A 25600-nucleotide genomic window follows, 5' to 3' on the forward strand; every position below is an offset into this window, starting at 1 on the left:
AAACCCGACTCTGTAATGGTACGCAGCAGCTGCGACCTCCTGCTCGCTGCGCTCGGCCCGGATTGCATCCGGGCTCACCCACTGTCTTGCTTTCGTGTCATTTCGTGTTTTTCGTGGTAGAAATTTCCAGTTCGAACGTTTCACCGGTTTCCATTGCGGGGTGAAACTGGTGTGTACCGCCCCTGTTGCATGACAGGTTGGTGACTTGAAATTTTAATCTGCGGTTGCCCTGACAGTTTTCTGTTGTCTGCGACAACCCCGGATTGCATCCGGGGGCACCCGAACTCCTTTTCGAGTGATGGGGTGTCTTTCTCTGATGTTGCATCAGCACCGTCGGTCAAGCCGAGCGGTGGCACACGGGCGTCTGATCTGGTGGGCACATTGAATTTTCTATGCAGGTTACCATGTGCCACGGACCGGCTCATCCGGCCGTGCCGAGATAGTATGGGAAACCCGACTCTGTAATGGTACGCGGCAGCTGCGACCTCCTGCTCGCTCCGCTCGGCCCGGATTGCATCCGGGCTTACCCACTGTCTTGCTTTCGTGTCATTTCGTGTTTTTGGTGGTAGAAATTTCCAGTTCGAACGTTTCACCGGTTTCCATTGCGGTGTGAAACTGGTGTGTACCGCCCCTGTTGCATGACAGGTTGGTGACTTGAAATTTTAATCTGCGGTTGCCCTGACAGTTTCCTGTTGTCTGCGACAACCCCGGATTGCATCCGGGGTCACCCTTTCTTTTGCATGAGCCGTTCAGCGTTAGCCGCGGTTTCTGCAGATCGGGAGACAACCGGAGCTAACGCTTAATGGCTAATTGGGAACCAGCCTACGGCGAATGGCACAGGCACCTTTCTATTCATTTTTTTTAGCATTCAGTGGTTCGGGATTTTCATCTGTGGGGTATGGGAGACGATCTTTATAATTTGATGTGAACCAGGTAGTGATGCTGTTTACGTAATCACTGTCGGGGCAAGCCAACTGTGCCACACGCATGTCTGGTTTTGTAAGACACATTGCAATTAATTTTGAGGTTTCCGTGTCACAGCCCGGCTTGTCCGGCCGTACCGAATGGATATAGGAATCCCGGTTCTGGATTGTACGTGGTAGCTGCGACTTCCTGCTCGCTCCGCTCGGCCCGAATTACGTTTCGGGCTTACCCCTGCTTCAGGAGCGGGAACAGGTTTTTCGGGCACCGTCAGGCAAGCGAACTGTGCCACCTGCATGAGAGGGCGTTGAGTAATGTACGTTGTTTTGATGTTCAATCTGCTTTTCTATCTGGAGTGGCTGGTGACTGTGATACCGTTGCATGGTGGATTATTTTCTATAGAGGCGCGGGGGCGTCAAGAGGGGCTGATCAGAATCGGGTGGCGATGTTTGTTGATACTGGACCGATGCTGGTGTGAGCAGTGGCGGTTCCGGGATGAAAGGCTGCGAAGTGCGGCGACCCGCAGGCATACATCACGAACAGGTGCTGTTCTGCGAACTGCTTATCTGGAAAAAACCGGCTGTTTTATAGTGATGACTGCGAACAAGTGGCCCGTGTTCCAGTGCACTGTAAACTCGACACGCGCGCGACCCAAAACAACGCTTATCGCTGTTGGCGCGACGGGGTCAAGTTCATTTTTTTCAGTCGCGCAAAATCAAAGCCCGGCTGCTGTTACGAAATCAGCCGGGCTTTGGGAATTGACACAAGCAAAATTAATTCGAACCGCCTGTCGATGCAGCAGCGACCGCAGGTCGCGTGCGGGGCAATTCGGGGAGCTGCTGTTCGAGATGCCCTTTGGATTTCGACCAGACGAGCAGACCTTCGACCATCATCCAGATCTGGAGTGCAATCACAACCAGACCGAACAGGAACAGATGCCAATCATCGGCACTGTAGGCCCAGCCCGATTTGCTGTTGAACATATTCCAGAGCATGGCCCAGGCAGGCATGATGAGCATGACGATCATAGGAACCAGGGCAAAGATGATGGGTTTATTACGACGACGGAGATAAAAGACGATGACCATAAATGCGAGTCCGGCCAGCAGCTGGTTGGTGGCACCGAAGAGAGGCCAGAGAATCAGGCCGCCACTCCCGGGACCAGCGGCAGCACTTTTCGGCAACATGGCGACCATGCCTCCGAGGAAAACAGCCAGACCGGTGGCGGCATATTTGTTAGTGAGCGGTTTGATATGAATGGTAGCCGCCAGTTCCTGGATGACGTAACGCTGCAGTCGTGTCGCGGTATCGAGCGTGGTAGCAGCAAAACTGGCGACGAGGACGGCGATGATGCTGATGCCCAGTTTCATCGGAATGCCAATCGCTCCCAGGAAGTTCGCACCGCCCAGAATGAAAGCGCCGATTTTGTCTTTCAATGCAAACGCAGCCCAGCCATTTTCGTCTTTCGCGTTATAGCGGGTTTCCCAGGCAGCGACACCGGTGAGTTGAGTTCCCGTGGCTGCATCAATCGTGGGTTCATAGTTGTAGGCGGCTCCTTCACCAATGCGGGAGAAATCTCCCATACCGACGCCGGCACAACAGGCGAGAATCACGATGACCGCCAGGCCTCCTTCGAGGAGCATGGCACCGTAGCCGACGTACTGGGCATCGAGTTCGGATTCGACCTGTTTGCTGCTGGTACCACTGCTGACGAGACAGTGGAAGCCACTACAGGCGCCGCAGGCAATGGTGATGAACAGGAACGGCCAGATCGGGGGGGCGTCCGCAGGAATGTTTTCTGCGATGGCGGGGGCACTGCCGACCAGATCTGCCTGGCCAGTGGCGCCGGCAACGATGGCTCCGATGAGCAGCAGTCCCAGAGCGAGGACCAGCTGGTGACTGTTAATAAAGTCTCGGGGTTGCAGCAGCAGCCAGACCGGGAGTACCGAGGCGATCGCACAATAGGCGAGCAGCACGAAGGTCCAGAGAATGACGGCATTGGGGAATGGTCCCATGAGTTTAAGATCAGGAAATATGGCCGAGAGATCCACGGGCCAGTAGTAGGCTCCCAGATAAACCGAGGCATAGACAATCGCCAACGCGACCAGCGAGGGGACGAGCAGACTTGCATTCTGTTTATAAACCATCAGGCCGATGACAATGGCGATGGGCATGGTGATCCAGACGGGGATCACGGTTTCCGGATAAATGGAAAATATGATGGCGATGACCAGTCCGAAAATCGCCAGGACAACTGTCAAAGCCAGCAGCAGAATCAGCAGAAACAGGATGCGTGTGCGAGGTGCAATGAGTCGACCGGCGACTTCACCAACGGTCTGTCCGCGATTCCGCAACGAGACGACCAGGGCACCGAAATCGTGAACGGCGCCAATGAAGATCGAACCGACCAGAACCCAGACGAGTGCGGGCAGCCAGCCCCAGAAGACAGCGATCGCAGGGCCGACGATGGGGCCGGTACCGGCGATACTGGTAAAATGATGACCGAAGATGACTTCTTTTTTGGTGGGGACAAAATCGATATCGTCCCGCAACTGTTTGCTGGGAACTTCCGCGTCTCCATCGACGTTAAAGATTTTCTGGGACAGCCACTTTCCATAAGTGTGGTAGGCAATGATGTAACCTACAAAAGCTCCCGCGGCGATCAGCAATGTGGCCATTCGTGTTTTACTCCAGCATTTCTCGAAAAATCAGCTGTACTGATAGACTGTTTCAGAGCGCCGAACCGGCTTGAAGTCGATGCGGACGTGAATTTCGTGTCTGATTTTGCACTGAAGGTGGACTGCCTGGCAGCAGGGAGTCTTAAATCAGAGCGCTTACTACAGATTATCGATCTGCCTCTGGAATCGCAAATCAGTCAGTCGAGTTGGCAACTGCAGCGCGCCTTACAATATACATTTACACACATGCCTGCGAACAGGTTGCCGGCAAATTCGGCATAACCGGCAAGTCTTGCAGAACCGGCAAAGCGGCACCCATCTTTTGATAACGACGTTATTTATCCCATCTTAGCAGGAATAATCTGCGAGAGTGCGTCGATGTAGTTAGTACCCACGAGGAACTCATTAAATGATGCAGGGATGTGGGTCATTGCCGGTAAGAGAGAATCATGCCTGAAAACGCAGCCGGTCTCTGGTCAGTCTGAGGAATCGGAACAGTCAGGGATCGAATTCTTGAAGCCGGTCTGATTTGTTTTATTTCCATATGAATATACAGCGGGTGACAAACTTTAATTCAAATCAATAAGAGGTTTGTCGCCTCTTCAGATATCACCTCATTGGCCCAGAACTAAGATCTACGGAAGGAGTATTCACGATGCTTGTATTGTCGAGACAACGCGACGAGAGCATCATCATCGGTGACAATATTGTCATTACTATTGTCGATATCCGGGGTGATAAAGTACGGTTAGGAATTCAGGCACCAACAGAAATTCCAGTGCACCGTCAAGAAGTATACGATGCGATTCAACGAGAAAACGCGATGAAAGAAGCGGAAACGCACCGACCTTCAGCAAAGTCGCCATCAAAAAATGCCAGCGAATGATTTCTTTGCCTGAGAGACATTCCACTGTTGGGGATAGCAGTGACTGGTGAAAGTACAATTAAAGAGTAATTGAATGAGTCGCGAAGGGAGGTCGATATTGATGTCGGCCTCCCTTTGTTTTTTAGTTTGCGGGAAAGAAATTCGCTTTTACAGGTTGAGTGAAATCGTCCAGTGGCGATCGGACGTCTGTTGCACCGCAGCTGCAGGCCAGTGACAGCGGTGAAGTAAGGCTTTGACTTCATCCAGTGTCAGGGCAGCGTGCAGGGAATCGCGGAACATCTGGCGCTGATGCGGATTCGCATCAGCCGCATAAAGAGAGACCAGCCGATCCAGTTCTGCTAACGAATCGGGTCGAAGCAGATCGCGCACGAAGAGAAACCCTCCCGGCTTGATGACACGCCTGATTTCAGTGAAGACAGACTGTGGTTCGGGAATGTGGTGGATCAGACTGTTGGAGATCACGCCATCAAAACTCTGATCTTTACAGGGGAGCAGTTTGGCATCGGCGTGCTCCAGCAGAATCGATTTGTCTAAACCAGCGCGCTGAATATTCTGCTGTGCTACTTTAAGCATTTCGGCGGCGAGATCGGTGGCGATGATCTGCAATTGCGAAACACGCTGACAGATCTCGATGGGAATCAGAGCGGTTCCGGTTCCCAGATCGAGAATTTGAAGCGGCTGCGAATCACCCGCGCTGGCCTGTTGCTGCTGGCGAATAGTGATGACAGGCAGCACGGACGCAGCAAACTGCCGGTTCACTTCACTATGATCCATGGCGTCATAGTCAATGGCTTCTTCACGGGTATCCATGACTTCGGGTTCGAATTGTCGTGGAATCATCGTTTCTCCCCTGCAGTCAAACTGAACGATTTCAACACGAATCATAAAAAAAGAGTCCTCACCCATTGAGAGAGAGGACTCTTTACGATTGATCATCGTGTATGATGACGGTCGATGTTTACTCCCCTTCGGAAGAACCGCCGTCACCTTCTACTGAGCCAACAGTTGCCAGCTCTTCTGTTTCTGCTTCGTAAGAACCATCGAATTCAAGCTGTTTCTTGTCAGCGACTTCGGTGACCTTGACGAGCACTTTGTTCTTACCTTCAAAGGCACCCCGCAGCAGTTCTTCTGCGAGGGGGTCTTCGATGTAGCGTTCAACAGAGCGACGCAGCGGACGTGCCCCGTAGTCGAGTTCGCCACCTTCGGAACCTTTGTCGATGATAAATTCGCGAGTTTCGTCGGTCAGTTCGAGGATCACTCCCTGTTCTTTCAGACGGCTGCGGACTTTACCCAGTTCGATATCCACAATCTGCTTCAGTTCTTCGCGGGTCAGTTTACGGAACACAACGACTTCATCGAGACGTCCCAGAAACTCCGGTTTGAACTCTTTCTGCAGATCGTGCATCAGATTTCGTTTCATGGCATCATAGCTGGTGTCATCGTCGGCTTTACGGAACCCGAAGGCATCCCCGTGAGCCATTCCCTGAGCACCGGCGTTGGTGGTCATGATGAGCACGACATTCTTGAAGTCGACCTTGCGACCGAAGCTGTCAGTCAGGTGGCCTTCTTCCATAATCTGCAGCAACATGTTGAAGACATCGGGGTGTGCTTTTTCGATTTCGTCCAGCAGCACGACGGCATAAGGACGACGACGAATTTTCTCGGTCAGCTGACCACCTTCTTCAAAGCCAACGTATCCTGGAGGAGCACCGATCAGACGACTGACGTTGTGCTTCTCCATGTATTCACTCATGTCGATCTGAATCAGAGCAGTTTCATCGCCGAACATAAACTCGGCCAGTGTTTTGGCCAGCAATGTTTTACCGACACCGGTGGGACCAGAGAACAGGAAGGCCCCCATCGGACGCTTGGGATCTTTCAATCCACTGCGGCTGCGACGAACGGCTTTGGAAACCTGCTTGATGGCTTCGTCCTGGCTGATGACGCGCTGATGCAGTTCATCTTCCATATTCAGCAGACGGACAGTGTCTTCGCTGGAGAGACGGGTCAGAGGTACGCCGGTAATTTTCGCGACGACTTCTGCAACCACTTCCGCATCGACTACGCCATCGACTTCTTTGGATTTTTCACGCCATTCCTGAGTCAACGATTCTTTCCGTTTTTTCAGTTTATCAGCCTGATCCCGCAGGTTGGCAGCCAGTTCAAAGTCCTGGTTGGCAACCGCTTCTTCTTTGGATTGATTCAGACGTTCTGATTCTTCTTCCAGTTCTTTGAGATCGGGAGGACGCACCATGGATTTCAGACGGATACGAGCCCCTGCTTCGTCGATGACATCGATGGCTTTGTCTGGCAGACAACGACCGGTAATGTACCGGGAAGAGAGTTCGACCGCTTTTTCCAGAGCATCGTCGGTGATCTGAACCTTGTGGTGCTCTTCGTAGCGTTCGCGGAGGCCACGCAGAATTTCGACTGTCTGTGAGTCGGTCGGTGGTTCCACCATGACATTCTGGAAACGTCGTTCCAGGGCGCTGTCTTTTTCAATATATTTACGATACTCGTCGAGAGTCGTTGCACCGATACACTGCAGTTCGCCACGGCTCAGAGCTGGCTTTAAGACGTTGGATGCGTCAATTGCACCTTCCGCACCGCCAGCCCCGACGAGGGTGTGTAATTCGTCGATGAACAGAATCGTATTTTTGGCACGACGCACTTCATTCATGACAGCTTTGATTCGTTCTTCGAACTGACCACGATATTTCGTACCGGCAACCATCATCGCCAGGTCGAGTACCACGATGCGACGATCGCGGAGCAAGTCAGGAACTTCGCCGTTGACGACCATCTGGGCAAAGCCTTCGACGATCGCCGTTTTACCAACGCCGGCTTCCCCTAAGAGAACCGGATTGTTTTTCTGACGACGGCAGAGAATCTGAATGACGCGTTCAATTTCTTTGGAGCGGCCGATAACCGGATCCAGTTTTTTCTGCTTGGCGAGTTCGGTCAGATCGCGACCAAAACTATCCAGCGCGGGTGTTTTACTTTTACCGGCTTTCTGACTGCCGGTTCCAGGAGTCCGTTCGCCAGCTTCGCCACCTTCCAGGCCATGACCCAGAAGATTGAGGACTTCTTCGCGCACTTCCTCGAGTTTCAGACCCAGATTCATCAGAACCTGAGCGGCAACGCCATCCTGCTCACGGAGCAGACCCAGCAGCAGATGTTCTGTTCCCACATAGTTGTGGTTCAGATTACGTGCTTCTTCCATGGCGTATTCGATGACTTTTTTCGCACGCGGCGTTTGAGGCAGCTTGCCCATCGTGACCATGTCCGGCCCGGACTGCACAATCTTTTCGACTTCCAGACGGATTTTTCTCAAATCCACGTCCAGATTTTTCAGCACATTGGCTGCGACACCTGAACCCTCTTTGACTAATCCCAGAAGGATATGTTCGGTCCCGATATATTCGTGATTGAACCGCTGGGCCTCCTGATTGGCCAGCTGCATCACTTTTCGAGCTCGATCTGTAAACCGCTCGTACATAACTTGTTTCTCCTCTGGCCCGTACATCCCGGGCTCTTATGGATGAACACTGTGAATCCGAGCTGAAACCGGCGGTTTCAATTCAGGAATCACTTTCTCCCAACCTGTTTATGAAATTTGAATTGTCGTTTATTGTCTGCTGAAGTTTTAAATCGTCGCAACTGCATGTGTACATTCAGTTACGGCATTCTCAATTGATTCGCTACAGCACTTTGAAAAAGATAGGTTCGTAGGAATAATACGTTACTCACCAAAAAACGTCGAGGAATTTCCCAAAACTACTGCAAGAACAATTGAGGAAGTGACTGAAACATCACAACTTACTAAAATATTATACCCATTTTAACATTCATAATTTCACTGGCCTGAACGAAACCGGGACAGGAAGTTTGATTCATAATGGAAAACAGCGAAAATCACCACCCTGCCAAAGCCTTAAAATCGACACAATCCACAAGGCCAGCATTTTTAATTCTAGTCCCCAACCCCTAATGTAGCAAGATAAGCCTTTGATCGGTTACTCTATTTAAATGAAGACTGGAGCGTCACCGGTCGGCACCGATCAATTTCTTCCGGCATTTAGCAGTCCAGAAACCTTACCATTCCCATGCATCATATACTGACAGCCGGCGCGCAAAGGGCCTTAATTCAGGCAGAACGGATTGCCAGCGGCTCAGCCGAATCAGAACCGACACTTGCGCCGCTGCTGGCTGCCCTTGCTCTGGAAGAATCGCGGGCCGCCGAAATCATGCGGACGCATCAGATTGACCTGGCCCAGATCTTGCAGGAATTCCAGTTACCGCTGTCTCAGGATCCCGCCACCTCGCTTCTTGATTCTCCAGTTCAACCGCTGGAAATGTCTCAGGCACTGCAACAATATCCTGCTTTTAGAGAGGTGTTAAATCACGCGATGCAGCAGGCGAGTCGCGCGGACGTCCCCACGGAAATCGGGAGCGAGCATCTGCTATGGGGGCTGCTGGCTACCGCGGGAAAAGAATCTGAGTGGCTTCAAAGTACAGGATCTCTTTCCGCAGAGAAGCTGGATGACTCGATCAATGTAATTTTTCGACAGACAGTAGAACCGCTTGATGTCGATTTCGCTCTGCGGACGGTTGCAGCCACAGCCGACGATCAGACAAATACACTGCGAACCATCGATGCCGCCGCCAATCGGCTGCGGGAAGGTTTACGGGTCATTGAGGACTTCCTCCGCTTTTCGCTGGATGATGCCCATTTAATGAGTCTGCTGAAATCAACGCGGCATCGGCTGACAGACGCTCTCAGGTTTATCGGCAATGAGACACTGATTTCGAGCCGTGATACACTCAACGATGTCGGCACTTCGATCAGCACCACCAGCGAAATCGACCGTTCTTCGCTGGAACATCTGCTGCAGGCCAATCTGAAACGGGTGCAGGAAGCAGCGCGGACCCTGGAAGAATTCAGTAAACTGATTTCGCCCGAAGCGGCAGCCATTTTCAAACAGATGCGTTATGCCAGCTATACTCTGGAGAAAACGATCTTAACCTGCATCGCCAGCCAACGCAGACTGGAAAACAGTCGGCTCTATCTGCTGGTTTCGGAAAGCCTGTGTCATCATGGTGCTGGACCGGCGATACGGGAATCGCTGGCTGCAGGAGTCAATCTGGTTCAGATACGTGAAAAATCAATGACGGACCGCCAGTTGCTGGCGCATGGAAATCGCGTGCGGAAATGGACCCGCGACGCTGGTGCAATTCTCATCATGAATGACCGCCCGGACCTGGCGATCGCCATTGATGCAGACGGCGTGCACGTTGGTCAGGACGAACTGCCCGTGCGTGAAGTGCGACAGATTGTGGGCCCCAGACGATTGATTGGCGTCTCTACTCATAATATAGAACAGGCTCGCCAGGCGGTGCTGGATGGCGCTGACTATATTGGTGTCGGCCCCACGTTTCCCACTTCAACCAAGAATTTTGCCGAACATGAATACGCGGGCCTGGATTTCGTCAACCAGGTTGCCGCCGAAATCACCCTGCCGTGGTTTGCCATCGGAGGCATCCAGGCCGACAACCTGCAACAGGTACTGGAGGCAGGTGCCACCCGAGTCGCAGTGAGTGGTGTCATCTGCAGCCATGAGCATCCGGGGCAAATCACCCGGGAATTACTGGAACAGCTCTCGAACTGAACTTACTGGATCAATAGAAAACCCGACACGCTCTATGACCGTTAATACTTTACAACCTGTTTCCCTGGGCCCCTATCAACTGGAGTCTCCCCTGTACCAGGCAGCCTTGAGCGGATACAGCGATTATCCCATGCGCGTGATTGCCGCGCGACTCGGCGCTGCTTATACGCTTTGTGAAGTGATGATCGATCGTATGATCATTCAGACCAAACAGGGGAAACAGCATTCGATGATGTACTGCCATCAGGATGAGTTTCCCGTAGGTGGTCAGTTGATGGGATCCGAGCCGGAAGAATTCGGACCGGCTGCCCGGAGGCTGGTTGAAGCCGGTTTCCATGTGATCGATATCAACTTTGGTTGTCCAGTGAAAAAGGTGATGAGTCGCTGTCGTGGCGGCTATCATTTAAGTCAGCCGGAAGTGGCGCTGGATATTATCTCTCGCGTGCGGGATACCGTGCCTGCAGAGATACCGGTCACCCTGAAAATGCGACGGGGTATCGATGACAGCAGTGAATCAGCAGACAATTTCTTTATGATCTTTGATGGAGCATACGCACGCGGATTGTCTGCTATTACCGTACATGGGCGCACCGTGGATCAGAAGTATGTTGGCCCGAGTAACTGGGAGTTTCTGAAACAGGTCAAACAACACGCGGGTGAGAAAACCGTGATTGGGAGTGGTGACCTGTTTTCGCCGCAGTCCTGTCTGGATATGTTACGTGTGACGGGTGTGGATGGTGTTTCGATTGCCCGCGGTGCGATTGGCAACCCCTGGATTTTTCAACAGACGGCCGATCTGCTGCGCGGCAAATCGATCTCTCCTCCCGATGTCACAGAGCAGCGCGAAGTCATTTCCGCACATTTTGAACTGGCACGGGAGTTTTACGGCGATAAAAAAGTCTGCAACACGATGCGGAAGTTCGGCATTTTCTATTCGGAACTGCACCCTCAATACGCTGAGGTCAAGAAAGCATTTATTGCTGTCAAAACAGCTGCTGACTGGTTAAAGGTACTCGATCAGTGGTATACGGAAAATGCCCCCGGGCGTTTCCCGCCGGTCGAAAAACCCAATCCACTCTCCCTGGAAACGCCTGCTGTTTGAACGAAATGCCTTAAATTCCACGGGCCAGTCAGGCCGACTCTAACAGTTATTCCGATCACTCGCCTGCACATCTGAGTCGATCTTTTGAACATCCGCGAATAGAGTGTTTTCACTCATCTTTTTTTTTGACTGCTGCCTTTCACAACCTAAAGTTGGGAAGCGTATGTTTCAAATAGTCAACCAGCCGCTATTCGCGTTTCACGGCTGGATATCGATCCCGACAGGCTCTTCGTCTCATGTCTCATGAGTTAACCACAAATACAATCTGGGTACTGACTTGTACCAGCCTGGTTTTTCTAATGCAGGCTGGCTTCTGTTGCCTGGAATCCGGCCTCTCTCGATCCAAAAACAGTATCAATGTCGCCACCAAGAACATTGTGGACTTCTTCATCGGAGTCATAATTTTCTGGCTGTTCGGCTTTGGCTTAATGTTCGGTCAGTCCTATGGCGGCTGGGTGGGGACAACTCAGTTCGCTTTTGAAGACACCAGTAACGCGCATTGGCCTACCGTTGTGTTTCTGTTTCAGCTGGTTTTCTGCAGTACGGCGATGACGATTTCTTCGGGTGCAGTGGCAGAACGAATGCGGTTTCGTGCCTACCTGCTGCTGGCCGTTGGAATCGGTGCATTCGCCTATCCGCTGTTTGGTCACTGGGCCTGGGCCCGGGATGCCACAGGGGCTCCTGCGGGCTGGCTCGGAAAACTGGGGTTTCTCGACTTTGCCGGCTCAAGCGTAGTACATTCTGTTGGTGCCTGGTCTGCCCTGGCAGCTGTCTTGATACTGGGTCCACGAACAGGTCGTTTCACCGACGATAATAACAAACATCGTTTTTCATCCAGCAACCTGCCGATGGCGGCTCTGGGATTTTTAATTCTCTGGTTTGGCTGGTTCGGTTTTAACGGAGGCAGCACGCTCGCCTTAAACGGACAGGTGCCTTCGATTATTCTCAATACTATCCTTGCCGGAATCTCGGGGGGGATATGCGTTTTACTCTGGGAATTAATTGTCTCAAATCAAATCTCCGTCGAAAAAATCTTTAACGGCTCACTGGCTGGTCTGGTTGCCATCACAGCATCCTGCAATGCCGTCAGTTACCCCAGTGCCCTTCTCATTGGCTTTATTGCTGGCAGTGTGATGCTGGGTTCACTTTGGCTTCTGGAAGAGCGTTTCAAAATCGATGATGTGGTTGGAGCGATTCCTGTGCACGGTTTTGCCGGCGCATGGGGGACACTCGCCGTCGCGTTATTTGCTGATACCAGTCTGTTCCCAAGTGGCGCTTCACGCATTTCCCAGTTGGGAATTCAGTCACTGGGAGCAGGGGTCTGTTTTGTCTGGAGTTTCGGCAGCATCTGGATCATCATGAAACTGGTAAATCACTTTATGCCGATCCGTGTCAGTGTGTCGGATGAAAAAATCGGACTGAATGTTGCCGAACACGGCGCTTCAACCGAACTGCACAGCCTGCTGGAAACCATGATCTCCCATGAAAAGGGAAACAAACAGTCCCGTGCAGATGTCGACAATTTCACCGAAGCAGGGATTGTCGGCTATCAATACAACCGGGTACTGGATGCACAGGAAATTCTTCTGTCAGATGTAAAAGACCGTGAAGTGCGTTACCGATCAATCATGGATAATGTCATGGATGCGATTATCACAATTGATCTGGAGGGGAAGATTGAAGAATTCAATCGGGGAGCCGAATATCTGTTTGGCTACTACAATCACGAAGCGATCGGGAAAAGTATCGACCTCCTCATTCCTCCGCTGCATCAGAAAATTCAACATAAGTATTCGAGTGGCGAGTTGAATCCGCAACTGGTACGCGCTATTGGCTCGCGACAGGAAATCGTGGCCCAGCGCAACGATGGATCTACTTTTCCAGCAGAACTGGCTGTCAGCTCTGTACTCCTGGCAGACCGGGAAATTTTCACCGGCATTATCCAGGATATCAGTGAGCGCAAAGATTACGAACGATCATTAAATGAAGCACGTAAACGAGCCGAAGCAGCGAGTGAAGCGAAAAGTGAATTTCTGGCCAATATGAGCCACGAAATCCGCACACCCATGACGGCAATTCTGGGATTCACGGATATCCTGTTGAACAACCTGCGGAAAAAGGAAGATATTGAATCAGCAAACATCGTGAAACGTAATGGTGAATACCTGATTGGCGTCATCAACGATATTCTGGACCTGTCTAAAATCGAAGCACGTAAACTTGAACTGGAACAGGTGCGCGTCAATACGATTGAATTGATCCGTGACATCGTCGCTTTGATGCAGATTAAAGCCGACCTGAAAGAACTTGAATTAGTTGTCTCTTTTGATAATCCGATTCCAGAAACAATTGTGACAGACCCGACCCGTCTGAGACAGATTCTGATCAATCTCCTGGGAAATGCCATTAAGTTCACCGATTCCGGTTATGTTGAACTACGAACCAGAACCATCCATCTGGAAGATGGCTTTGCCCAGCTACAATTTGATGTGATTGACACCGGGATCGGAATTTCCGAAACGGCACTCGCACAGATTTATCAACCATTTACTCAGGCAGATAGCTCGACAACCCGAAAATATGGAGGGACAGGTCTGGGTCTGGCCATTTCAAAACGCCTTTCGGAAATGCTGGGAGGGCGTATTCATGTCACCAGTACGATCGGATCGGGAAGCACCTTCACTATCTCCGTCAACACGGGATCTCTTGAGGGAGTGCGACTCCAGCAAGTGGATCAGAATTCCGTCAATAGTACCGCGACGGAATGCAGCCAGGAACTATCGGACCACATTGGCAAAACAATTTCGTCCAGCCGGGTTCTGGTCGTCGAAGATGGTCTGGATAATCAACGACTGATTTCATTTCTGCTGAAAAAGGAAGGGATGCACGTTGATCTGGCAGATAACGGGCAACTGGGTTACGATCAAATCATGGCTGCAGACCTGGCTGGAGAACCCTATGATTTTGTTCTGATGGATATGCAGATGCCTGTCATGGATGGATATACCGCTACCAGCAAGCTGAGAGAAGCCGGATATACGCGACCGATTATCGCCCTCACGGCTCACGCGATGAAAAATGATATGGAGAAATGCCTGACTGCCGGGTGTGACGCCTATGCCACCAAGCCGGTTGACAGACGGAAATTACTGGAAACCATCGCCCGTCTCTCTGCCACTGTAGAATCGACCGGACCGTCTTCATAAGCGGAAATATCTGGCAGTGAAACCGCCATCAGGACCAGAACTGGCGATCCAATGTGCGGTAATTGATGGCTTCACTGATGTGCGCCGCGGTGATCTGATTAGAATGATCCAGGTCTGCAATGGTCCGGCTGATACGTAATATTTTGTCATGTGCGCGGGCAGACAGTCCCATTTCTTCCATAGCCGATTTCAGAAGGCTTTCTGCATCTGAAGCCAGTTGACTGTGTTTCCTTAACTGTCTTGGCGTCATGCGGCCATTGTGTGAGGTGGACTCATTCGCGAACCGTCGTGCCTGAATCTCGCGGGCATCCAGTACCTGTTCGCGCATCGCCGCGCTGTTGGTTCCCGTTGTCTGATTGGAAAGTTCGCGGAAGGGAACCGGGGGCACTTCAATATGAATATCAATCCGATCCAGCAGGGGCCCGCTGATCTTGGACAGATAACGTTCAATCTGCATCGGATTACACGAACACTTCCGCCGCGGATCAGACAGGTAGCCACAGGGACAGGGATTCATTGCGGAAATCAACATCACATTTGCAGGAAAAGTCACACTGCCGATCGCCCGTGAGATCGTCACTTCACCCCCTTCTAATGGTTGTCGCAAGACTTCCAATGTCCGCCGATTGAATTCAGGCAGCTCATCCAGAAACAGTAACCCGTTATGCGCCAGGCTGATTTCTCCTGGTGCGGGCGTAGAGCCTCCGCCCACCAGCCCTGCCTCGCTGATGGTATGATGGGGCGTGCGAAACTGGCGGAGCATCACCAGCGACTGATCACTGGGCAGCCGCCCCATCGCACTGTAGATACGTGTTGTTTCCAGGCTCTCTTCCTGAGAGAGACGCGGCAGAATGGTACTGATCCGCGATGCCAGCAGGGTCTTCCCGGTCCCAGGAGATCCAATCATCAGGAGATGATGCATGCCGGCAGCAGCGACTGTGATTGCCCGCTTCGCGTATTCCTGTCCTTTCACATCACTGTAGTCGATATCGTAATGCCCATGCTCTTCCAGTGCATTTTCCCAACAGAACTCAACCGCTTCGATGGGTAAAGAGCCTGTATAAAAGCCGACGGCTTCTGCCAGCGTACCAACTGCGAAGACATCCAGCCCATCCACAACGGCTGCTTCTTCGGCATTCTGAACGGGAACCAGTAAACCCTGTTTCCCCTGCTCGCGAGCCGCAAGTGCCATCGAAAGCGCACCGCGAACCGGACGAATCGTGCCATCCAGTGCCAGTTCCCCCACCACGGCGTAATCCTGAAAGCGATCTGAAGCCAACTGCCCGCTGGCAGTCAACAGGCCCAATGCAATAGGCAGATCGAACGATGCAGCATCCTTGGGAAGATCAGCGGGAGACAGGTTGATAACGATGCGATCAATGGGGCGATTGTAGCCACTGTTAACCAGCGCCCGCTCAATCCGATGCGTGCTCTCTTTGACGGCTGCTTCCGCCAGGCCCACCAGAATCGTCTTAGGCATCGCCCCGGGAGAGATATCGACTTCCACTTCCACGGGTTTGGCATCAATACCAAACAGGGAGTAGGTATATAGCTTGGCCAGCATGATGATCTTCTTCAGTTAAACCGACGTCTTATTTGTCCAGTATCCGGCTGATCTCAACCATGCTAACCCGACTTGGAACAACAGTCCACATACCCGAGGCCCTCCAAAACGAATTTGGACTCAAAAATCTGAACAAAAGTGGAAGAAATCGTCTGAGTCGTGGTGTTTTTTGACTGATTGGCTTTTTTTCAGGAGAGGCTTCGACTAGAATACTTGGCCCGATACCGATACTTTCTAAAGGCCTCATCAGTCAACATGTGGTCTCGATAAGTAATATCTGAAGACCATTAAGGGATAACGTCATGGCTAAAACACAACGCAAACTGAAAAAAGCAAATCACGGTCGCCGTCCTGCCAGTGCCAAAGCACGCAAGGCAAAACGCAAGCACATCAAGTTCTAATCTGGTGTAACAGCTGACCTGAGAAGATTAAAACCTCGTCCTGTGATGATCAGGCGAGGTTTTTTGCTGCGCGGTTCGTTGTTGACTAATTCAGCCCCAGCCCGTCAAGATCGGCATCCTGAATCTGCGCGGTTTTAATCGCGTCTTTCAGTTTGCCTACCACAAAGTGCTTGTGGTTCGCGACCGCCTGCTCTGTGATCTGCAGTTGCTGCGCCACCTCTTTATTTGCTTTTCCTGAAACAAACAGCTGTTCGATACACTGCAGTCGCTCGAACTCACCATTTTTGATCCAGGCATCAATCAGCGTCTGCAGACTCACACAGATGATCTGCTCTTCTTTTGATTTGCGTTCCTTACTGCGTGCCAGGCTGGAGGCCACCCGCGTATGTCCGGCTGGTTCACGATGATTTTCCCGCGCGCCACTTTCCTCTGGAAACAGGGGAATTGTCGGTCGCCGTCCCTGTTTGCGCAGTAAATCTGTCAGTTTATGAGAGGCGATGGCAAACAGAAACGATTCTAAAGGAGTGCCAGGATCGTAATTGGGCAGGCTGATCAGAAAACCCAGGAACGTTTCCTGAACGACATCTTCACTGCTCGACTGATTGCGCAGACGGCTGTTCACAAATGCCAGCAACCGACCTTCATATCGGGCAATCAATTCGGACCAGGCTTCCGCATCTCCGGCTTTGATTTGTGAGACCAGCAGCTGGTCGGCTTCGTCGATCGGCATAAGTCCATCACAGACTGATTAGAAGAGAAATTAATGAGACGAATGGATTGTAGCCTGATCCGAGTCGGTTCTCAAATAAACGGCAGCTCCGATACACATCAATGTCATCAGACCAAAAACACCGCCCACCCACAGACTGCGTTCATTGCCAATGTTCTGCTTCCAGCGGGTGAGTAACTGCTGTCTCACTACAGGCGTGTTTTCAATTTCCACATATGCCCTGAACATATCCTGCTTGAATGACTTTCCTGATTTCAACACATCACCAAAATCATGCTCAACCGTCTGGAAGTGAGGGCGGCGGTAGGCAGTCTGTCTGAACAGTTCCGGGTCCAGTTGCCACACATTGTTTTTCAACCAGGGCTCTCGCATCATCAGATTGGTCTGCATCTGCTGTCTTGCTTTCGCCAACGCATCCTGAAGCGCTTCCTCTCGGGTCGCAAATAAACCGGACTGAAACACCGGGCGGCTGTTATTAATCAGATTGTTTTCCTCAAGCACCGCTGAATGAACTCCCTCGACCACCCAGTCCGGCAATTCAGCATCCTTCTGTTGTGAGGGAATGTTCTTAACGGTTTTTTGAAACTTAAAGGGCTTGGATGCCACCAGGGGCTGATTATCGTTAATTTTCTCCTGCTCCGCAGCCTGAGGGATCTCGGCTTGAATGCCTTTCATTTTCGGATCAAGACGGACGGGATACTCAACGTCCTGCGGCGAGATTGCGGTTGCTTCCTGAACATTTTGAATCGATGACGAGGACATCTTCCTGACAATAAAGAGACCGGGACCTGCCAGAAAAAGGAACCCCAGTACAGCCAGACCGCCGAAGATTAACAGCCGCGAAACGTTCTGCTGCGAGAGATAGCGTACAACGGCTGCTGCCATCAGAATGACAACGGGGACCACGACCACTAAAATTAACAGTTCCAGTATTCCGATCATCATCGTGCGCCCCATTTCATTTCAATATAGCGTTGCTCGGGTGGAATCCAGCTGGCTGAGAGCTGCACGACGCTTGAGATAATAGCTGCCCAGCACATTGCCGGGATCATCGGAAACGCCCAGATGGCAGTAATGATATAAGCGGTAAAGACTGTGATCAGCACAGATAAAACCCGGAATTTTCGGGGGCGGAATGAATCGGCGTGCCACCACCAGCGACGGAAACAAAACAGAACTCCGAAAAAGATCACGTAGCTGAACAGGCTGGGTTGACCATTCACCAGTACCAGCGAATTCGGGCCGACGGCATCAAACAGTGGTCTCAACCCCAGGTAATCCTCGCGTGCCGAACCAATGGTGGTCATCAGGACTTCTGTCTGCAGCAGGTAGATGATCGCTCCGACAGCAGCTCCAGTCGTCAGCCAGATGATACGGCGTGTGCTCTGATCATAGGTTTTACCTTCAGTCAGCTTCGCGACTGCTAAGACACTCCAGGCAGCAACAAGCGTCCCGCAGATTAGCAGGCAGAACGGTGCGTAGTTATATCCTCCCATGACACCTCGAGACATATCGCCCATGGCTCCCTGAAAAAAAGATCCATCGGTAAAACAGACCAGCCCCACGACGATCACCAGCGTGCAGAATACCGCCTTGATCATTGAGACCGAGAGGTTGTACAACCGCGTCCGGTGCGAAATCGCGCGGGGAGTGCGCGGTGTTAAGGCACGGGGATAATACGGCTTCTGTTGTTTCTGGCTATAAGTCTGATGACGCTGTGCGTCTGCCTTTTTTCGTTCTTCTTCCCGGAGGATGCGCGTCTGCTCGAGATTGGTTTCGCGATCAGCGGTCTGGGTCTCATGTCTCTTTTGTTTTTTATCCCATAAATTGCTGATGGGAGGCGGCCCCTTCACAATCGCCGATATTCCCTTGGTAAAAAACCGTCGCCCGAACACACACGCCATGACAACGGCTCCACTGAAAAGCATCACGAAAGGGAGGCAAAGAATAAAAGGTGCAAAACCGGCCCCCAGGCTGGCCATCGTGGCTCCCATCAACCCGATAAGTAGAAACATCAAAATGATTGCAGGTCCTAATAGCGTCTTATACTCCCAGGAACTCTGATAGTTCGAAACGCGCGAGTTCTGCCTCACCCCGTCCGAATGTTGCATCGGGGCAGCAACACTCGCAAAGGTTTCAAATGCAGTATCGGGAATTTCCGTCACCGTCTCGCGTTGAAACAGAGCGCGCTCAAATTCCTGTTTGAATGTTTTGATATCGCCGATTCGCTTTTGAGGATCTTTTTCCAGAGCACGTCCCATCACCGCCTGCAAATGTACTGGTAAACGGCTCAGGTCCGGCTTTTCTGACAGATGCTTCATCAGAATTTCCGCCGTCGATTCCCCATCGAAGGGAACCACACCGGTGATCATTTCATATACCATCACCCCTACCGCATACACGTCTACTTCTTTACCGTAGCGGCCGCGTGCGACTTCGGGAGCCATGTAATACACAGTTCCTACACTTTGAGTATTCGCACTCCGCCGGCTGTGAGTGATGAACTTGGATAATCCGACATCGCCAATTTTGATGGTCTCCCCATCGCGGAAAACATTGGACGGTTTCAGATCCCGGTGTACCAGGCCGCGGCTGTGCAGGTAAGACAATCCTTCTGAAATGCCCGACAGCCAGTAGCGAACCTGCTCCATCGGCATACCCTGCGGATACTGATGAAGCGCCTTATCCAGGCCCTGACCGGATACATATTCCATGACCACCCAGTGATCGCCGTCCCGGTCCGTTTTGACATCGAAAATGGTCACCAGGTTGGGATGCTTCAGATTCAGGCACTGCGTCACTCCCCGCAACTCAATATCCATATTCTGCTGCAGCAGCTTTAATGCGACCTCCTTACCGGAATCACTCAGTGCGTAGTACACCTCACCAAATCCGCCCCGGTCAATGGCGCGCTTGATCGTAAATCCTTCTAAAGGTTTCGATTCTGGTGCAAAGGTGAATTTCATTTTTCGTTCCATCCGTTAAACAACATGGCAGTTGTACGGTTTACGATTCATTTCTCAACTATCTTAATAACGTTGTCAAAGTGTCCCTGGATCATTTTTTTTCTGAGATTACTGCCCCGTCAGTTTTATCCGTTCCGGTCGACGAATGAAGTAGTAAAGCAGTGCCCCAATCCCATTCAATAAAACGATTACCAACACCCAGATAATTTTATCATTACCAGTGGAAGGTTCGTATTTGATACAGTCAATTAACATCCAGATCCAGAGTACAAATAAGAGCAGGCTCAAAGCCATTGAAATCAAAGCAAACAGTAAACCAAGGAGTGACATCATTATTCCAATTTCCATCATGGCACGTATTCATTAGCGCGAGTAAAACCCCTGTTCGATTTAAGCGACAACCTCCCAGCGGAAACGCAGCTCAGGGCCAGTGACTAGAGAACCCGGGGTCAAAACGGTTCCCTGAGAAACTGACATCCCATTTACATCGATTGCCAGCCGGGAGCGACACAAGACCTGATTCCCCTGTCGATACAATATGACAGTTCCTGGCCAGTGTGGGCAGACGACATGATTTTCGCTGTTCGCTCCCAGCAGACAGGTTTCCGCCATTAGTACGACACCATCCAGTCGCTGTTGTGGCTGATGATGACTCGTGAATTCGAGACAGGCGGATGCACTCAGGGCCGTCGGCTGTCGGAATGTGAGGACTGTATCTGTATTCAGTCTAAGCGCCGCCTGATCCGTGAGCAAGACACGATCATTGATCGCACGCTGATTACAGAAAACGGGAGCCATCGCTTCCAGAAAATAATTCTCTCCTGAGCGGGTGATCGACGCATGGTGTCGCGAAAGATTGGCCAGTATTGATAAATCAGCCCATTCCGAGGCCAGGCCGCCTGTCACGCCTGTTTCCCCCGGACCACCAATTTTCAGGGTCTCGGGTAAGTAGACCAGATACGTTCCGACCCCATCAATCCACAGCAGATAGCTCACGCCAGCGGAAGATTTCGCTGCCTGATCCTGTCTGGATGATGAAGTGAAGAAGCCCAAGGTAATTCTCCGGAATCAGGAAGTGAGAGGCACAATTGCTAAAACAGTTCACACTTTATTTTAACGAATGAGTTCAACAAGTGATCGCTTAGGATGCTATTTTCGTCAGGGATCACTCAGATTTTCATCGGGACATCAAACTGGCAAGGGGCAGGCAGCTCTACTCGAAAACAAGAACCACCTGCCACCACTCGCGCCAATTTGTTTATTTTTCAGTCGTTTTTACTGAATGGCGACACGATCGCCTGATTTAGTTCTGAAGTATTCATCCATCTGCTTGACGACATCCCGTTTTTCTTCCACTTTGGTATCGACGGGAATCAGGCCAGTGAATTTTCCTTCTGCATCCAGCATCTTTTCTTTGACATCCAGTTGCTTGTTCAAGTCTTTAATCAGGCTCTTGGCACGGGTCAGTTGAGAATTATCGATCTCCAGATTACTGACGGTTTCTGCTGCCTGAACCGATTTCAGACGTGCTTCCAGCTGCTCGATCTGTACTTCCATGTCCATCTTGGCAGACAGCATATTTTCCAACTTCTCACGATTGGCATCCAGAGCCTTTTGACGAGCTTTCAAAATCTGTTCGTTTCGCTTCAGCGTGTCGGTCGCGACTTTATAACGATCAAACCGCTGTGCCAGATCGCTGCGGATATCGTCTTTACTGTAGGTCCGACTTGCATACACAAATTCGGTCTCGTTCGACTCCAGGTCTGATCGCAGGGTGAACATCGCATCTTTCTGTTGTTTCATGGCGAGTTCTGTATCATGAATCTCGCTCTGCAATGTTTCGACATCTACCTGTTGCTCTGCAATCACATGCATACAACGACGAATGTCCGGCACCAGATCCTCCACCATTTTACGAGCCCGGTCGACTTCGAAATCCACGGGAACTTCTGACTTGACCGCCTGTCTGACAGAATTGCCGGCAGTTTTCACATAACTCACCACATCGCGGCCAAAGACGAAGGTTCCCAGCGTGGCCAGCACTGCAGCACCTATCACAAATTTCTTACACATGAATATCATTGTCCAGACTCCCTCAATACAACAACAATTGTTCGATTCGGAACAGTAGGCCAAACCGATCGGCCACGTCACAGGGAATTATTCGCCGCTCATTTCAAGTTCTTGAAAGTTTTTCACAAAGTTTGCCGGAAAAACAAAAAAACGCCGTATCCCATTGATAAACAACAGGATACAGCGAACAAAACATCTAGAATATCTGATATTCTCAGCTCTCTGGTAATGCCTTCAGGAAGAAATCCACAAAGTTCTGCGACATGATGCCTTTAATGTCTTCAGAACTGTATCCCCGTTTTTCCAGAATCCCGGCGAACATCCCCAGATCGGCGATCGTATCCAAGTCATGGGGCGTCTGTTCTTTCCCGAATCCGCCGTCCAGGTCCGTTCCCAGGCCGCAATGCTTTGCATTTCCTGCCAACTGGCAGATGTGATCGGTATGATTGGCAATATCTTCCACTGAAGTGGTTTTGGGATCAGAAACCCCAATCGTCCAGCCCGGTTTGATCATCCAGTTATCAAAGGCACAACCGATTACGGCACCGCGTTCGATCAACGCTTTGATCTGCTCATCCGTCAGTTGACGGTCGGCATTCACCAGAGACCGGCAGTTGTGGTGGCTGGCAAGCACTGGTCCCTGGAAGATTTCCAGCGACTCCCAGAATGACTGATCGGCGAGGTGTGTCACATCCAGCAGCATACCCACCCGATCCATCTCTTTCAGCAGCGCGGGCCCCTGCTCTTTGAGCCCCCCTTCACTGCCTGTTCCAAAACAGTAGGGACCGGGACCATAATGGGCGGGTCCTAAGATTCGCAGACCGGCATCAAACCAGTCACCAATCTGTTCGGGAGACAGAATCGGCGGTGCCCCTTCCATACTCAGGATGAAACCAATGGGAATCGTACTTCCTTCCGCGCGGGCAGCTGTTTCATTGGCTTCCCATTCAGCGATATGACTGGCGAGTGTGCTGCTGTCGGGAATCTCTCTTAAGACGCCTTTCGCTACCATCGCCCGGTAATAAGCCAACTGCCCCATGGCCACACCATAGGCGGCTTCTCTCGATTGATAATGCGTCAACGCCGCGTCTTTGCGATGCAGTCGAGGCAGTAGCGTGGAGATCGTCATTCCCACGCCCCCCTGACGCAGGGCATGCCAGGAAACCGTTGCTTCGCCGGGAATTATATTTTCAAACTGACGTTCAAACTTGCGAATGTCACTGACAGGTAATTCCAGATCCCGGTTCCATTCGCAGGCATTCCAGGCCATATCAAGGTGTGCATCAAAAATCAGCATAAGTTTCTCTATTCTGAAAAGAAGGTGGGAATGATCTCATTCGATCATTGTATATTATGATGGTTCTGCAAATCAGGTATCAGGTAGAGGCAGGAGTTTCGGGACCTGACACATCAGTGGAATTTCCGCCACAGGAACAGATTCCCGCAGCAAAAGAAAACCAGCCGACAATGAGCAGAGTTCCTCCAATTGGCGCAATGGCTCCCCAGAAAGTCTGACCACTGAGCGTCAAAACGTAAAGACTTCCGGAGAAAAAAATGATTCCCAGCAGGAAACACCAGCCGGCTATATTCAACAGCTTTTTCTTCTGCGAAGTCAATCCGGCAAATCCGACCAGCAACAAAGCAATGGAGTGGTACATCTGGTATTGCGCGCCGGTCTTGAAATCGTTCAGATATTTCTCAGCCGCGGGTACTTCTACCCCCGAAACCGTTTTTACCTGCCCGGCATATTTCTCAGCAAAATATCCATCGACGCCATGGGCACCGAAGGCACCGATGATGACAGCCAGTCCACCCAATGCTGCACCTATGGTTGACCAGTTAATAGAACAACACGACATCCACGTCTCTCCCCGATTAAAAGTGATACCGATACTTCAGTGTCACGAATATTACAACTCGATTTTGGTTCCCAACACTTTCAGAAACGCCGCCAGCCACTGCGGATGAGCCGGCCAGGCAGGTGCGGAAACCAGGTTTCCATCCACGTGGACGCCATCAATGGGTGTTTCCACAAACGTGCCTCCGGCGAGAGTCACCTCGGGCGCACACGCCGGGTAAGCCGTACAGCTTTTGTCTTTCAATACACCAGCGGCAGCCAGCAGCTGAAGTCCATGACAGATGGCGGCAATCGGCTTGCCTGCGATCGCAAACTGACGTGTGATTTCAAGCACACGTTCATTCAGGCGAATGTATTCCGGTGCCCGTCCGCCGGGAATCAGCAAAGCTGTATAGTCGTCTGCATTCACATCAGCAAAGGTGGCATTCAACGTAAAGTTGTGTCCCCGTTTTTCCGAGTAAGTCTGATCGCCTTCAAAATCGTGAATCGAAGTGCGGATGATCTCGCCCGCTTTTTTATCCGGACAGACCACATCGACCTGGTATCCCACCATCGTTAATGCCTGGAATGGGACCATGATTTCATAGTCCTCAACATAATCACCTGTTAAAAACAGGATGGATTTATTTGCCATTATTTCATCTCCACTTACGATGTTTTATCCTGCCAGCAGAAACACCAGCCGCATCCCAATCATAAGAGCCACGGAGATTAATAACCAGCCAAACTGCCGTCTCAGTTGCAGCCCTTTGAGTCGGGCATTCAGGTCCGATCCCAGCCGGGCGCCCACCGTTCCCCCGAACAGGAGTGCGATTACTATCATGATACTGATATTGCCATGCCAGGCGTGCGCGATCGTTGACTGGAATGCCACGACCCAGACGATCACCAGACTGCAGGTGATTGCCCGATGGGTGGGAATTCCCAGACCAAAAATCAGTATCGGAAATAACAGGATGCCTCCACTGATCCCCAGAAGACCGGAGACGAGCCCCAGCCCCAGACCAAACCACGCAATGACTGGAATCGAAAGCGGCGCTTCAACCAAACCGGGAAATCGAACTACTGGTGGTATCTGGAATCGATCTGTAAACAGCGTTGCGCTTAATTCTGAATCATCGCGACGGGCACTTCGTAATGAAAGCACTCCCAGCCCGGTCAACATCAGGAAATAGGCAATCAGCACCACCAGATCTGCGACAATAATGTTTCTTCCATTAATCATGACAGCAGCAGATGATTTCGCGTGTTCCAGAATCCCCGTCCCGGCAATGACACCTAATAACAGTCCCCCCGTAATCACCAGCGGAAAAAACAGATCTCGAACTTTGATTTTCCGCGCGAGTAGCGATGTTGTTGCAGGTCCCAGAACCTGACAGGCGCTCGCGCCGACAGCCAGTTCCATGGGAATTCCCAGCACTATATTCAAAATGGGAACCAGCAGAAACCCGCCGCCGACTCCGAACATGCCCGCCAGAAAGCCGATCAGCCCTCCAGTGGTGGAAATCAGAAAAAAATCGAACCATCCGAAACCCATAACGCCGCC

General features: G+C 51.3%; 19 protein-coding genes. 5 read left to right on the forward strand and 14 right to left on the reverse strand.

Going from position 1 to position 25600, the window contains the following annotated elements:
• Positions 1-1694: 1694 nt before the first annotated feature.
• A complete protein-coding gene (locus GmarT_RS28045; protein ID WP_002645388.1) occupies positions 1695-3599 on the reverse strand; it encodes a carbon starvation CstA family protein in 1905 nt (634 codons plus the stop codon).
• A gap of 655 nt (positions 3600-4254) precedes the next feature.
• Here GmarT_RS28045 and csrA point away from each other — a divergent pair.
• Positions 4255-4485, forward strand: a complete 231-nt coding sequence (csrA, locus tag GmarT_RS28050) for a carbon storage regulator CsrA (protein WP_002645386.1) — start codon at positions 4255-4257, stop codon at positions 4483-4485.
• A gap of 147 nt (positions 4486-4632) precedes the next feature.
• On the opposite strand, the gene GmarT_RS28055 is transcribed toward csrA, so the two are convergent.
• Complete coding sequence (locus tag GmarT_RS28055; protein ID WP_149303520.1) at positions 4633-5325, reverse strand: class I SAM-dependent methyltransferase; 693 nt, start codon at positions 5323-5325, stop codon at positions 4633-4635.
• Between the two features lie 118 nt (positions 5326-5443).
• Entirely contained in the window at positions 5444-7984 is a 2541-nt protein-coding gene (locus tag GmarT_RS28060; RefSeq protein WP_002645384.1) for an ATP-dependent Clp protease ATP-binding subunit, read from the reverse strand.
• A 607-nt stretch (positions 7985-8591) separates the two neighbouring features.
• Between GmarT_RS28060 and GmarT_RS28065 the strand changes: the two genes are divergently transcribed.
• The 3 genes from GmarT_RS28065 (at position 8592) to amt (ending at position 14462) form a co-directional block, all read left to right on the forward strand.
• A complete protein-coding gene (locus tag GmarT_RS28065) occupies positions 8592-10154 on the forward strand; it encodes a thiamine phosphate synthase (RefSeq protein WP_002645382.1) in 1563 nt (520 codons plus the stop codon).
• A 34-nt stretch (positions 10155-10188) separates the two neighbouring features.
• Complete coding sequence (locus GmarT_RS28070; RefSeq protein WP_002645381.1) at positions 10189-11256, forward strand: tRNA dihydrouridine synthase; 1068 nt, start codon at positions 10189-10191, stop codon at positions 11254-11256.
• 236 nt (positions 11257-11492) lie between these two features.
• Complete coding sequence (gene amt / locus GmarT_RS28075) at positions 11493-14462, forward strand: ammonium transporter (protein ID WP_002645380.1); 2970 nt, start codon at positions 11493-11495, stop codon at positions 14460-14462.
• A gap of 28 nt (positions 14463-14490) precedes the next feature.
• Here the strand turns inward: amt and GmarT_RS28080 are convergent, their stop codons facing one another.
• A complete protein-coding gene (locus GmarT_RS28080; RefSeq protein ID WP_002645379.1) occupies positions 14491-16026 on the reverse strand; it encodes a YifB family Mg chelatase-like AAA ATPase in 1536 nt (511 codons plus the stop codon).
• A 302-nt stretch (positions 16027-16328) separates the two neighbouring features.
• Here GmarT_RS28080 and GmarT_RS30510 point away from each other — a divergent pair, with 302 nt between their 5' ends.
• Positions 16329-16427, forward strand: coding sequence for a 50S ribosomal protein bL37 (locus GmarT_RS30510; RefSeq protein WP_002645378.1), 99 nt, complete (start codon positions 16329-16331; stop codon positions 16425-16427).
• A gap of 85 nt (positions 16428-16512) precedes the next feature.
• On the opposite strand, the gene GmarT_RS28085 is transcribed toward GmarT_RS30510, so the two are convergent.
• From GmarT_RS28085 to GmarT_RS28130, 10 genes are all read right to left on the reverse strand, one after another.
• The gene (locus GmarT_RS28085) at positions 16513-17157 is read right to left on the reverse strand and encodes an RNA polymerase sigma factor (protein WP_002645377.1); all 645 of its coding nucleotides are present in this window, start codon (positions 17155-17157) and stop codon (positions 16513-16515) included.
• A gap of 30 nt (positions 17158-17187) precedes the next feature.
• Positions 17188-18102 carry a hypothetical protein gene (locus GmarT_RS28090; protein WP_002645376.1) on the reverse strand — a complete coding sequence of 305 codons (915 nt, stop codon included), beginning with the start codon at positions 18100-18102 and terminating at the stop codon, positions 17188-17190.
• Complete coding sequence (locus GmarT_RS28095) at positions 18099-20123, reverse strand: serine/threonine protein kinase (RefSeq protein WP_052301236.1); 2025 nt, start codon at positions 20121-20123, stop codon at positions 18099-18101. Before GmarT_RS28095 ends, GmarT_RS28090 begins: the two co-directional genes overlap by 4 nt.
• A gap of 108 nt (positions 20124-20231) precedes the next feature.
• On the reverse strand, positions 20232-20456 hold the full coding sequence (locus GmarT_RS28100) for a PLDc N-terminal domain-containing protein (protein ID WP_002645374.1): 225 nt from the start codon (positions 20454-20456) through the stop codon (positions 20232-20234).
• A gap of 57 nt (positions 20457-20513) precedes the next feature.
• Positions 20514-21176, reverse strand: a complete 663-nt coding sequence (locus tag GmarT_RS28105; RefSeq protein ID WP_002645373.1) for an FHA domain-containing protein — start codon at positions 21174-21176, stop codon at positions 20514-20516.
• Between the two features lie 222 nt (positions 21177-21398).
• Positions 21399-22196 carry a hypothetical protein gene (locus GmarT_RS28110; protein WP_002645372.1) on the reverse strand — a complete coding sequence of 266 codons (798 nt, stop codon included), beginning with the start codon at positions 22194-22196 and terminating at the stop codon, positions 21399-21401.
• Positions 22197-22410: 214 nt separating this feature from the next.
• Positions 22411-23493 (reverse strand): dipeptidase, encoded by a 1083-nt coding sequence (locus tag GmarT_RS28115; RefSeq protein ID WP_002645371.1) that lies wholly within the window; start codon positions 23491-23493, stop codon positions 22411-22413.
• Between the two features lie 79 nt (positions 23494-23572).
• On the reverse strand, positions 23573-24055 hold the full coding sequence (locus GmarT_RS28120) for a DUF423 domain-containing protein (protein ID WP_044237017.1): 483 nt from the start codon (positions 24053-24055) through the stop codon (positions 23573-23575).
• 51 nt (positions 24056-24106) lie between these two features.
• Positions 24107-24688 carry a DJ-1/PfpI family protein gene (locus tag GmarT_RS28125; RefSeq protein WP_002645369.1) on the reverse strand — a complete coding sequence of 194 codons (582 nt, stop codon included), beginning with the start codon at positions 24686-24688 and terminating at the stop codon, positions 24107-24109.
• A gap of 24 nt (positions 24689-24712) precedes the next feature.
• Positions 24713-25591 (reverse strand): sulfite exporter TauE/SafE family protein, encoded by an 879-nt coding sequence (locus GmarT_RS28130; RefSeq protein WP_002645368.1) that lies wholly within the window; start codon positions 25589-25591, stop codon positions 24713-24715.
• Between the last annotated feature and the right edge of the window lie 9 nt (positions 25592-25600).

The organism is Gimesia maris, from assembly GCF_008298035.1.
Classification (GTDB): Bacteria; Planctomycetota; Planctomycetia; order Planctomycetales; family Planctomycetaceae; genus Gimesia; species Gimesia maris.